A 12,649-nucleotide genomic window follows, 5' to 3' on the forward strand; every position below is an offset into this window, starting at 1 on the left:
GGTGGGTGGTTTGCTTTCGGGAGATAAACCGGCCTATAAATATCTTGCCCATTCAGCTTCCGATTTTTATACCCCCAAAGAAATGAAAAAGATCCTGCTGAAGGCAGGGTTCAGCCAAGTGGATTATAAGCAGTTGGTGGGTGGGGTCGCCGCCCTGTGGACCTGCATCAAATAATCCTGGGATTACCGTAAATAAAAAAAGCCTGTGAACGCAGGCTTTTTGTTTTGTTAACGGGTGCTTACTTCTTAATATCGTAGAAGCAACGTTTGGGTGAATACAATGTGCCCGAAACGGTCAGTTTCTTGATCTCTTTATCTACTTCATTTTTCTCCAGTCCTGACAATTCGGCCACCTCGCCAGATTTAAGAGGCTTGCCTGCTTGTTCAAATGCCTTAATAATTTTTTCCTTTGCACTCATGTCGATGGTGTTAATTTTTAAGTAATTGAATATTCTGAAGGAATTCCTGATTATGAATTGTTGCAAAATTCAATGATTTTTTTGAAATATTCAAGGAAAACCACAACCTTTGGATCAAAATTCTCATATTTTATTTTTCTTGTTTTAACCCTTTGGTTTTAAAGGCAGAAGCGGCAATCAGCCATTTTCAGATATTTAGAATGGTTTTAAGTTATTAGTCAAAAACCTAATAATCAATAAGGTGTAAAGGAGTGGCATTAAATATATAATTTAGATCAACCTGTTTTTTTGATAATAAATTATAGCTTTGCCATTGGAATAAGTTGAAACTTATTTAACAATACATTTCAAATTTTTTAAAATTCACTACAATGGCAAAAAGAGGTGATATTGTCATCGACATTGAACGCTGCAAAGGCTGCGGAATTTGTGTGCCTTTTTGTCCCACGGAGACGATAGCCCTGGGGCCCGAGGTGAACAGCAAAGGGTATCATTATCTGGTTAAGGTTAACGACGCCTGCACGGGCTGCACAAACTGCGCAGTTGTGTGCCCCGATGCGGTCATTACTGTTTACCGCGAGAAATAATCAAAAAATAGCCTAAACGGAAAAAATATCTTTATCAAGATGAAAGAACTCAGATTAATGAAAGGCAACGAAGCATTGGCCGAAGCCGCTATCAGGGCAGGCGCTGATGCATACTTTGGTTATCCCATCACGCCGCAATCAGAGGTCATCGAGTATTTAATGACCGAGAACCCGGTGGAACGAACAGGAATGGTTGTTTTACAGGCCGAGAGTGAGGTGGCCGCCATTAATATGGTTTATGGAGCAGCAGGCTGCGGCAAGAAAGCCATGACCTCATCCTCAAGTCCTGGCATCAGTTTGAAAATGGAAGGCATTTCCTACATTGCTGGTGCCGAATTGCCCTGCCTCATTGTGAATGTGGTCCGTGGAGGTCCCGGTCTTGGAACCATTCAGCCCTCCCAGTCCGACTACTTCCAGGCGGTCAAGGGTGGAGGACATGGCGACTATAAACTCCTCGTTCTAGCCCCAGCTACCGTGCAGGAAACGGTTGACTTTGTAAAACTTGGGTTTGACCTGGCATTCAAATACCGTAACCCCGTTATGATTCTATCCGATGGAATCATTGGACAGATGATGGAAAAAGTGGAGCTGTTTGAGCAGGTTCCCCGTTCAACGGAACAACCCGAATGGGCAACCGTAGGTAAGAAACCCGGCCGCGACCATGTGGTTGTTACTTCACTCCAGCTTCAGTCGGAAGAACAGGAAAAAGTAAACCTTCGCCTGCAGGCCAAATACCGCGTGATTGAGAAAAACGAGATCCGCTATGAAACATATTTGACCGATGATGCTGAATATCTGTTCGTTTCCTTTGGTTCAGCTGCCCGCATCACCCGCAAGGCAATGGAAATGGCAAGGGCAAAAGGAATTAAGGTGGGTCTCCTTCGTCCACAGACGCTTTTCCCATACCCATATGAGGCCATTAAAAAACTTGCCGACCAGGTGAAAGGCATTCTTACGGTTGAAATGAACGCCGGTCAAATGGTGGAAGACGTCAGGCTGGCAGTGAACGGTAAAGTTAAGGTGGAGCATTTTGGCCGCTTTGGTGGAATGATCCCCAACCCGGATGAAATTCTCAATGCACTTGAACAAAAAATTATTGGAGGATAATCATGGCTGAAAACTTAATAAAACCTGAAAACCTGGTATACGAGAAGACCAAGGTGATGACCGACAAGATCCTGCACTATTGCCCGGGTTGTGGTCATGGTACGGCTCACCGGATACTGGCCGAGGTCATCGATGAAATGGGCATTCAAAATGAGACCATAGGGGTTGCCCCGGTAGGATGCTCTGTACTGGCCTATAATTATTTTGACGTGGATATGACCGAAGCAGCCCACGGGCGCGCTCCTGCTGTTGCTACGGGCATCAAGCGTGTGTTCCCCGAGAAGTTTGTGTTTACTTATCAGGGTGATGGTGACCTTGCGGCCATTGGTACCGCCGAGACCATTCACGCCTGCAATCGGGGCGAGAATATTCTCATCGTTTTTATTAATAATGGTATTTATGGAATGACGGGCGGCCAGATGGCCCCCACCACCCTGGAGGGGATGAAGAGCTCGACCTCACCCCGGGGAAGGGATATCAAAACCATGGGTAATCCCCTGAAGATTACCGAACTCGTTGCCCAGTTGCCTGGCACTTTTTTCGTGACCCGCCAGTCGGTGCATACCCCGGCCAGTGTCCGCAAGGCCAAGCGGGCCATCAAAAAAGCGATGGAATACCAGAAACTGAACAAAGGGACCTGCTTGGTGGAGATCGTCTCAAACTGCAACTCAGGCTGGAAAATGACTCCCATCCATGCCAACCAGTGGATGGAAGAGAATATGTTCCCCTTCTTCCCTCTTGGAGATATTAAAGTACCACAAGAATAATTCTAAAGGAATCATATCATGACAGAAGAAATTATTATTGCCGGATTTGGCGGACAAGGGGTACTATCCATGGGTCAGATCCTTTGCTATAGCGGGGTGATGCAAGGCAAGGAAGTGAGCTGGATGCCCTCCTATGGCCCTGAAATGCGAGGTGGTACCGCAAACTGTACTGCCATCATCAGCGATGACTCAATTAGCTCACCCGTGCTTAATGCATTCGATACCGCCATTGTATTGAACCAGCCGTCAATGGATAAATTTGAGGACTCCGTTAAGCCTGGAGGACTGCTTATATACGAGCGTAACGGGATGACCCGCAAGCCACGCCGCAAGGATATCAATGTCTGGGCAATCGGTGCCTATGATGAGTCATTGAAGATGAACAACGTGAAGGTGTTTAACATGATTGTACTGGGCGGATTTCTCAAAATTAAGCCCATTATCGAAATGGAAAATGTTATCAAAGGGCTGAAAAAAGTCTTGCCCGAACGGTATCATCACCTGATCCCCCTCAATGAAGAGGCCATCAAGCGCGGGATGGACATTATTTCACACGAAAATAAAGTATAATATTGCCAAGGTTGATTAATTTTGGGGAGTCCGGTTTGCCGGGCTCCCTTTTTTTACCTTATGGAAATACCTGTAAGAATTGTAGAAATTGATCAATTGGGTTATCATCTGCTTATTGAAGGCCGAGTGAATGATCTCAAGGCCAATGTCCTGATCGACACCGGAGCTTCGCGGACGGTGATCGACCTGAACCGCCTGAATCATTTTTTTAAAGACCCCCTTACGCGCGAATACGATAAGTCGTGTGCCGGTTTGGGTAGCGGTCAGATCACATCCTATGTGACCGTGCTCCATAGCCTGCAATTGGGCCATAAAGTCATGAAGGATGTTGAAATTGTTGCCATCGACCTGGCTTCCATCAATACGAATTATGCCATTTACGATCTTCCTCGTATAGATATGGTACTGGGCAGTGATTTGTTGCTGAAAATGGACGCCTGCATCGATTACAGGGCAAGGAAACTAAGCCTTCGAACCTGAGCCCCTATCGGACAATGAATTGGGAAAGGTTTTTTTTCGATAAACAAAAAATTAACATAACTTTGCGGTCGGTTTTTTAACAGGCCCGGAATGAGCGAATTATCCTGTATTTTACAGGTTTACGGACAGACTGGGAATAAATTTTTTATTGCCTCTGCATGCGTGCATTGGTAAAAAGCATTACTTATTCTATATTTGCACCCTCAAAAAAACAATTAAAGTCTTAAAACATGCAAAATAAAGGTTTGATACGGTTTTTTGCCATTGCCCTGGCTTTGGTATGTCTTTACCAGCTGTCGTTCAGCTTTATTACCAGGAAAGTGGAACGCGACGCCACTAACTATGCACAGCAAGAGCGTTTTGTAAATCAGGCCCAGGAATTGGCCGGTGGCGATGAGATCATGTTCGGTTATCTTCGCGATTCCATTACCCGTTCGCAGGAGCGCTTTTACCTGGACTCCATGATGAACGAGACGGTTTACAACATTGGTGTTGTAAAATATGATTACCGTGAGGTTAAAGAACGTGAGCTGAACCTGGGTCTTGACCTGAAAGGTGGGATGAACGTTACCCTGGAAATTTCGGTTTCTGATATTGTCAACGCTTTGTCCGGTTACAGCGCCGATGTCACCTTCCAAATGGCAATGGAAAAGGCGAAGGAAGCCCAGCGCACCAGCCGGGAAGATTTTGTCAGCCTCTTTGGAAGGGCTTTTGAGGAAACAGACCCCAACGCCAGCCTGGCAGCCATTTTCAGTACCGTAGAAATGCGCGACCGAATTGGTTTTAACTCAACCAATGAAGAGGTTCTGAATGTGCTGCGTACCGAGGTGGAAGCTGCTGTTGACCGTTCTTTTCAAATCCTTCGCACCCGTATCGACCGTTTTGGCGTGGCCCAGCCAAATATCCAAAAGTTGCAGACCTCCGGCCGTATCCTGGTGGAACTGCCCGGTATAAAGGAACCCGAACGGGTTCGCCGCCTGCTGCAGGGAACAGCCCGTCTGGAATTTTGGGAAACCTATGAATTCTCTGAAGTATATCAGTATTTTATGGATGCCAACGAGCGCCTGAGAGGAACCGAAGCTGAAGATACCCTTCAAACCGAAGAAACCGTTGTGGAAACTGCTCCCGTGGAAGAACCGGGATCTGCCCTTGAATCTGATGTGGAAGCCATGCTGGACACCTTGGGTATGGATTCCATTGACTCAGGAGACCTGACCGACCTGCTGGCAGGTGAAGAAGCCGTTCCCGGTAGTGAATCCTTTGATGAGTTTGCCCGTGAAAATCCCCTCTTTGCCTATCTGAATCCTGCCTTTATGCAGGACGAATCAGGACAGATGTTCCCGGGTCAGGGTCCAGTGGTTGGTTATGCGGCCATTCAAGATACTGCAAGGGTTAACAACCTGATCAAGCAAGCTCGCGACAGGGGAATTATTCCCCGCAACATGATGTTGCTATGGAATGTGAAACCCGTGCGCGACAATGAAAACGTCCACGAACTTGTGGCCATCAGGCAATCCTCACGCGATGGAGCCGCTCCCCTGACGGGTGACGTCATTGTTGACGCCCGCCAGGATTATAGCCCCACAGGCCAGATTGAGATTTCAATGACCATGAACAGCGATGGGGCCCGCACTTGGCGCAGGCTCACGGCCGACAACATTGGTAAGGCTATAGCGATCGTTCTGGATGATTATGTATATTCCTTCCCGGTAGTTTCAAATGAAATTTCTGGTGGTCGTTCCTCGATCACCGGGCAGTTTACTGTGGCAGAAGCACAAGACCTTGCCAACATCCTCAGGGCTGGTTCTCTTCCTGCTCCCGCTCACATTGTGGAAGAAGCTATAGTAGGTCCCTCACTGGGTCGTGAAGCCATAAACAGTGGCTTTATCAGCTTTTTGCTCGCTTTTGTGATCGTACTGATTTATATGGGGATCTACTACAGCCGCGCCGGTTTGGTTGCCGACCTCGCCCTTGTAGCCAACATATTCTTTATTTTTGGTGTACTGGCTTCACTGGGTGCCGTGCTGACCTTGCCTGGTATCGCCGGTATCGTGCTTACCCTTGGTATGGCTGTGGATGCCAACGTGATCATTTACGAACGTATCCTCGAAGAGCTTCGGGCGGGAAAAGGCCAGAAACTGGCTATATCCGATGGTTACAAAAATGCCTATTCAGCCATCGTCGATGGTAACGTAACCACCCTGTTAACCGGTATCGTGTTATACATTTTTGGTTCAGGTCCGGTACAGGGCTTTGCCACCACGCTGATCATTGGTATCATCTCTTCACTGTTTACTGCCATCTTCATTTCGCGCCTCATATTCAGCCACTGGATAGAGCACAATGTTAACATTCATTTCGATACCAAACTGTCGAAAGATATGCTGACCAAGGTGAACTTCGATTTTATCGGCGTTCGCAAGAAGTTTTACATTCTTTCTGCAGTGGTTATCATCATCGGGCTTGGCTCCCTGACTCTTCGTGGTTTCAGCTACGGCGTTGACTTCAGCGGTGGCCGCAGCTATGTGGTTCGTTTCGATCAGGAAGTCAATACCCTCGACATTAGGGCCTCCCTCCAGGATGTACTGGGCGAGACTCCAGAAGTGAAAACTTTTGGTCCCAATACCCAGGTGAAAATTACCACCCGTTTCATGATCGATAACGACAGTGCCGAAGCCGATTCAATTGCCGAAAGGAAGATTTATGACGGCCTTGCTGAATTCTTTAACAGTCCGGTCACCTATGATGAGTTTACAAGCGATGACGATGCCAAGGTGATCGGAAGGCTGAGTTCGCAGAAAGTAGGACCCACTGTGGCCCGTGACATCAAGATCGGTGCAGTCATCAGTGTGATCATTGCCCTGATCATTATCTTTATTTACATTGCCATTCGCTTCAACAAGTGGCAGTTTGGGGTTGGGGGCCTTGTTTCCCTTGCCCACGACTCCATTATCGTGATCTCACTGTATTCCTTGTTGCACAATATAGTTCCGTGGACCATGGAGGTTGACCAAACCTTTATTGCGGCCATCCTGACCATCATTGGATATTCTATCAACGATACTGTGGTGATCTTCGACCGTGTGCGTGAGAACATGACTCTGTTCCCCAAACGCGACATCAAAACCAATATGAACCTAGCCCTGAACTCCACACTTTCGCGTACCTTCAACACCTCGGGTACTACTCTGGCTGTGTTGCTGATCATTTTCCTCTTTGGTGGTGAGGTGATTAGGGGCTTCTCGTTTGCCCTGCTCATCGGTATTGCCGTAGGTACTTATTCTTCGCTGTTTAACGCAACCCCCGTTGCTTACGACCTCCTGATGAGGAGAAAAGACAAAAAGAAACACTAATATCATTTGATTGTTATTCAAAGCGCCCGGGAGTTTTCTCCCGGGCGCTTTTTTTTCGTACTGGGGAATGGCTTGCTTGAAAGAGTCGTTTCAATTGGTTAAATTCTTTTTTCCAGTTTATAAAATTAGGGGCAGTATACTGCCATAGAGGTAGTTTAGTCGGGTTTTAGTCGTTTTAAAACGACTAAAACCCGACTAAACCTATAATCTGGTCCGGATTGGATATGTAGGCGGAGGCTTTTTCAGGAGAACTCCGGTTTTTTTAAACCCCGGGAAATATCCCGCGATCAAGCCCATTTGAATTAAAAATTTCAAAGCTCAAATATTGCTCAGAAACCATTAAATTTGTCCAACTTAACCTATGGGTATTCTGCCGTTACATATTCTGTTGTTTGGCATCAGCGGGGGTGAGATTCTCATCATCCTGCTGGCGGTGCTGGTTCTTTTTGGTCCGAAGAAGATTCCGGAGATTGCGCGCATGCTTGGCCGGGGCATTAACGAGGTGAAGAAGGTTCAGCGCGAGATTAATACAGAAATCCATCGCTATTCGGCCGATATCGAGCAGGAGGCTCGTAAGGTGCAGCATAGCATTGATAAGATGAAAAAGGACCTCAGGGAAAACGCAGAAGTGTCCACTGAAGAACGACCTGGTGATTCACGAGCAGGGGAGGAAGGAGAATCTTCGCCTAAGGCGGATGCGCCCGGGGAAACAGCGCCCGGGGACCCAGAAGAGGCAGACGAGCTGCCTTTTCCTTATAATAAGAAAACGGGTGATGGCCCCTGATGTTTTGTCTGGGAGGCCAGGAGCTTTACAATTTAAACCGTCCTTTTTCGTTTTAAATGATTAAGAAACCGGATTTTTCATAACAGCCATTGACAATAACATGGTGTCAGCAAAAAGAATTCTTTTCCTTTCCTTTTTCATTTTTTTTATGGCTTTTTCACCGGAGGCTGTGGGCCAAGAGCGGCGGATAGCGCGTGCTGATCAGGCATTTGAGCTGCATCAGTATGCAGAAGCCATCCGGCTTTATCGCCGGGCCTATAACCGGGTCAGGCGCAAGGACCGTACCGAGGCTGGGCGCATCAGCTTCAATACCGGGGTAGCCTATATGCGCAGCAACGATCCACGGCGTGCTGAGATGCAGTTTAAGCGGGCCATACGCATGAATTTTCGCGAGCCCGAGGTGTATCTTTACCTGGCTGATGCCCTGGTAAACAATCAAAAATTTGATGAGGCTGCCGCCAATTATTACAAGTTTATGGAAGTGCTCCCCGACGACTGGCGGGGACCACGCGGACTGGAGACCATCGAGCTTTCGAAGCAGTATGCCGAGCAGTTGACTCCTTATGAAGTGGAAAGTGTAAGGGTTTTCAACTCACGAGAGGACGATTTTACATCTTCCTGGGGTGATCATTTGGGAACTGTGCTGATTTTTGCTTCAAGCCGCGACGATGCCCTTGGTGATGATACCGACCCTTGGTATGGGAGGAAGCATACCTCCTTGTTTGTTTCCTATCTTGACCGCGAAGGGAATTGGAGCACACCCGAACTTTTGGATGAGGGTCCCATTAATACGGAATTTAATGAAGGGGCCCCGGCTATCAATAGCAGCGCTACAGAGCTGTTTTTTACGCGCTGCCTGCCCAGTCCCGATATTGAGATGGGCTGCCGGATTTTTGTGTCGCAGCGGCAGGGGGCCACCTGGGGAGAAGCCAGTGAGGTTAAACTGGTCAACGACAGTACCCTGACGGTAGGTCATCCCGCCATCAGCTCAGATGAATTGACCTTATATTTTGTCTCAGATATGCCAGGAGGCCTTGGTGGAAGGGATATCTGGTTTGCCCGGCGAAGGGCTCCCGGGGATGAATTCGGGCCGGCCCAAAATATGGGTGAACCCATCAATACCCCCGGCAACGAGATGTTCCCTTACGTGCACGAGGATGGTAGCTTGTATTTTGCTTCCGACGGACATGCCGGGATGGGGGGGCTCGACCTCTTTTATTCTGAGCGAACCCCCGAGGGCTGGGCGAAGCCAGAAAATATGGGAGCCCCTGTAAATAGCCCTATGGATGATTTTGGAATGTTGTTCAAGCCAGGCCTCAAACAGGGATTTTTCAGCAGCAACCGCAGGGGGGCAAGGGGCTATGATATCCATTCCTTTTACCTGGCCCCGGTTGAATTTACCCTAAGTGGTATCGTTAAAGATGACAGCACCCAAGCCGTTCTGCCTGACGTAATCATACAACTGGTGGGCTCGGATGGGAGCCTGGTGCAGCGTGAAACCAGCGACGAAGGGGTTTATCAGTTTGGAAAAGAATTCCTGAAAGAGCATACTTCGTATGAGATTCTGGCCAGCAAAAACAAATACTTTTCTTTCCGCACACACCTGAGCACGGAAGAATATACCCGAAGCGAAGATTTTGTCATTGATATCGATATGGAGGCTCTTCCAGTGACGCCCATTGCACTGCCCGAGATCCTTTACGACTTTGGCCGTTGGGAGCTTTTGCCACAGTTCCGCGATTCGCTCAATGGGCTGGTGCAGACACTGAACGACAATCCGCAACTGGTTATTGAACTGGCTTCGCATACCGATAGTCGGGGTACGGAGACCAGCAACGATACCCTTTCTCAGCGCCGCGCCCAGTCGGTGGTTGAGTACCTCATTGAGCAGGGTATTGACCCGGCTAGGCTGGAAGCCCGCGGCTACGGTGAACGCAGGCCAAGAACCCTGACAAGGACCGTTACCCGTGACGGCACCACTTTCAGGGCTGGAGTAACCCTAACCGAAGATTATATCAACCGGTTGAGCACCGAACGCATGCGCGAAGCGGCCCACGCCCTGAACCGGCGTACCGAATTCCGCATCCTGCGCGATGACTTTAAACCCTCGGATGACCCCGGCCAGCAGGGACCTGTCAGAATTGATATCATAAACCAGCCTGACAAAGACCCACCGGATGAACCGCAAGAACCGCAAGGGAACACAGAAAGGGAAAGACGGTAAAAAGAGATCCGTTAACGGAATGTTATCAAAGTAAGTGCGCAGCGAGATGAGTGGACAGCAGAAATACAACCAGCGAGGGGTCTCGGCATCGAAAGAAGACGTTCACAGTGCAATAAGTAAACTGGATAAGGGTTTGTTTCCCCAGGCCTTTTGCAAGGTGGTTCCCGATTACCTGGGGGGAGACCCTCTTTATTGCAACATTATGCACGCCGACGGGGCCGGGACCAAGTCGTCCCTGGCTTACCTTTACTGGAAAGAAACCGGCGACCTGTCGGTTTGGGAAGGCATTGCCCAGGATGCCGTGGTAATGAACCTCGACGACCTTTTGTGTGTGGGTGCTAACGATAAGCTCCTGGTTTCATCTACCATTGGCCGCAATAAAAAACTTATTCCCGCCGAGGTGATCGCTGCCATTATTAATGGCACAGAGGCCTTTTTGGAGAATATGCGCAGCCAGGGGATTGAAATGGTGCTGACCGGTGGAGAGACCGCTGATGTGGGCGATTTGGTGAAGACAGTAATAGTTGATTCGACGGTTACAGCCCGTATGCCCCGCGCTTCGGTGATTACCAATGAAAAGATCGCTCCCGGTAACGTGATAGTAGGGCTGGCCTCTTATGGACAGACTACTTACGAAGACGCATACAACGGTGGGATGGGCAGCAACGGGCTGACTTCAGCCCGTCACGATGTTTTCTCTTCGGTATACGCCAAGAAATATCCGGAAAGCTATGACAATTCGCTGGACCATGGGGTAGTCTATTCGGGCCAGTGCCTGCTGACGGATGCAGTGGAAGGTTCCCCCTTGGATGCAGGGAAACTGGTGCTTTCGCCTACGCGCACCTATGCACCGGTGGTTAAGGCTATCTTCTCGGAGTTGAAGGGAGCCATCCACGGCATGGTGCACTGCAGCGGGGGAGGGCAGACCAAAGTGCTGCACTTCGTCGACCGCCTGCACATGGTGAAAGATAACCTCTTCCCAATACCGCCCCTGTTCAGGCTTATCCGCGAGCAGTCAGGCACTCCCCTGAAGGAGATGTACCAGGTGTTTAATATGGGCCACCGAATGGAGTTGTATGTGGAAGAGGGAAGGGCTGCCGAGATTATCGCCATTGCTTCAGAATTCAACCTGGAAGCCAGGATCATAGGGCATTGCGAGGCAGCTCCTGAGAAGAAACTAACCATCACTACTGCCGAAGGCTCTTTTGTTTATCCCTGATTTTTATTGCAGGCGATTTTTCGTAACTTTGCAAGCTTAAATTTTAACCCTGCATGCTGTTAGAGAAATTACACGCCATCAACGAACGCTACGAGGAGGTGGGGCGGTTGATCACTGATCCCGACATCGTCACCGATATGAAGCGTTATATCGCCCTCAACAAGGAATATAAAGACCTGGGGCCTATCATTGCCGCTTACAAGGAATACAAGAACATCCTCGATAATATTGAATCGACCAGGGAAATCCTGAACAAGGAGAAAGACCCTGAGTTCAGGGAAATGGCCAAGCTTGAGATGGATGAACTGCTTGAGCGTGAGGAAAAACTGGAGGAAGACATACGCTTCCTGCTGATTCCTGCCGACCCACAGGATGAGAAGAATGCCATTGTGGAGATCCGTGCAGGTACCGGTGGGGATGAAGCAGCAATTTTTGCGGGTGACCTCTACAGGATGTACCTGAAGTTTGCCGAGTCGAAAGGCTGGAAGACTGAGCTTGTGGATATGAACGAAGGCACTTCGGGCGGCTTCAAAGAAGTTATATTTAATGTTACGGGCGAAGGTGTTTACGGCATCCTGAAGTATGAGTCGGGGGTGCATCGCGTGCAGCGGGTGCCCCAGACCGAGACCCAGGGCCGGGTGCACACCTCTGCTTCCACAGTGGCTGTGTTGCCCGAAGCAGATGAGTTCGACATAGAACTCAAGCAAAGCGACATCCGCAAGGATACCTTTTGTTCATCTGGGCCAGGGGGGCAGTCGGTCAACACCACTTACTCCGCCGTTAGACTTACCCACGTTCCCACGGGCATCGTGGTCTCTATTCAGGACCAGAAGTCGCAGATCAAAAACCTTGAAAAGGCTATGAGCGTATTGCGCACCAGGCTTTATGATTTGGAATATAAGAAATACCTCGACGAGATTTCGTCTAAACGGAAGACAATGGTTTCTACGGGCGACCGCTCAGCCAAGATCCGCACGTATAATTATCCACAGGGCCGTATGACCGACCACCGAATCGGGCTGACGCTTTATAACCTGGCCTCCGTTATGGATGGCGATATCCAGGAGATTATCGATGCCCTTCAGGTAGCAGAAAATGCTGAGAAACTGAAGGAAGGCGTGGTTACTTAATCCCATACT

The 12,649-nt window shown here is 48.8% G+C and carries 11 protein-coding genes; 10 read left to right on the plus strand and 1 reads right to left on the minus strand.

Features of this window, described 5'->3' with window-relative positions; translation table 11 throughout:
- Positions 1–239 precede the first annotated feature (239 nt).
- Positions 240–485: a MarR family transcriptional regulator gene (locus V2I46_11155; protein ID MEE4178053.1), complete on the minus strand. Its 246-nt coding sequence runs from the start codon at positions 483–485 to the stop codon at positions 240–242.
- A gap of 305 nt (positions 486–790) precedes the next feature.
- Here V2I46_11155 and V2I46_11160 point away from each other — a divergent pair, with 305 nt between their 5' ends.
- The 10 genes from V2I46_11160 (at position 791) to prfA (ending at position 12,640) form a co-directional block, all read left to right on the plus strand.
- Positions 791–1,006 (plus strand): 4Fe-4S binding protein, encoded by a 216-nt coding sequence (locus tag V2I46_11160; GenBank protein ID MEE4178054.1) that lies wholly within the window; start codon positions 791–793, stop codon positions 1,004–1,006.
- Positions 1,007–1,045: 39 nt separating this feature from the next.
- Positions 1,046–2,113: a 3-methyl-2-oxobutanoate dehydrogenase subunit VorB gene (locus V2I46_11165; protein MEE4178055.1), complete on the plus strand. Its 1,068-nt coding sequence runs from the start codon at positions 1,046–1,048 to the stop codon at positions 2,111–2,113.
- Positions 2,113–2,880 (plus strand): thiamine pyrophosphate-dependent enzyme, encoded by a 768-nt coding sequence (locus V2I46_11170; protein MEE4178056.1) that lies wholly within the window; start codon positions 2,113–2,115, stop codon positions 2,878–2,880. Before V2I46_11165 ends, V2I46_11170 begins: the two co-directional genes overlap by 1 nt.
- A gap of 18 nt (positions 2,881–2,898) precedes the next feature.
- On the plus strand, positions 2,899–3,450 hold the full coding sequence (locus tag V2I46_11175) for a 2-oxoacid:acceptor oxidoreductase family protein (protein ID MEE4178057.1): 552 nt from the start codon (positions 2,899–2,901) through the stop codon (positions 3,448–3,450).
- Positions 3,451–3,510: 60 nt separating this feature from the next.
- Positions 3,511–3,930 carry a retropepsin-like aspartic protease gene (locus tag V2I46_11180; protein ID MEE4178058.1) on the plus strand — a complete coding sequence of 140 codons (420 nt, stop codon included), beginning with the start codon at positions 3,511–3,513 and terminating at the stop codon, positions 3,928–3,930.
- A 230-nt stretch (positions 3,931–4,160) separates the two neighbouring features.
- Positions 4,161–7,283, plus strand: a complete 3,123-nt coding sequence (gene secDF, locus V2I46_11185; protein MEE4178059.1) for a protein translocase subunit SecDF — start codon at positions 4,161–4,163, stop codon at positions 7,281–7,283.
- A gap of 361 nt (positions 7,284–7,644) precedes the next feature.
- Positions 7,645–8,067, plus strand: a complete 423-nt coding sequence (locus tag V2I46_11190) for a twin-arginine translocase TatA/TatE family subunit (protein MEE4178060.1) — start codon at positions 7,645–7,647, stop codon at positions 8,065–8,067.
- Between the two features lie 148 nt (positions 8,068–8,215).
- A complete protein-coding gene (locus tag V2I46_11195) occupies positions 8,216–10,291 on the plus strand; it encodes an OmpA family protein (GenBank protein MEE4178061.1) in 2,076 nt (691 codons plus the stop codon).
- Positions 10,292–10,337: 46 nt separating this feature from the next.
- Entirely contained in the window at positions 10,338–11,510 is a 1,173-nt protein-coding gene (locus tag V2I46_11200) for an AIR synthase related protein (protein MEE4178062.1), read from the plus strand.
- 53 nt (positions 11,511–11,563) lie between these two features.
- Positions 11,564–12,640: a peptide chain release factor 1 gene (prfA, locus tag V2I46_11205; protein ID MEE4178063.1), complete on the plus strand. Its 1,077-nt coding sequence runs from the start codon at positions 11,564–11,566 to the stop codon at positions 12,638–12,640.
- Positions 12,641–12,649 lie beyond the last annotated feature (9 nt).

Source organism: Bacteroides sp., assembly GCA_036351255.1.
GTDB lineage: Bacteria > Bacteroidota > Bacteroidia > Bacteroidales > UBA7960 > UBA7960.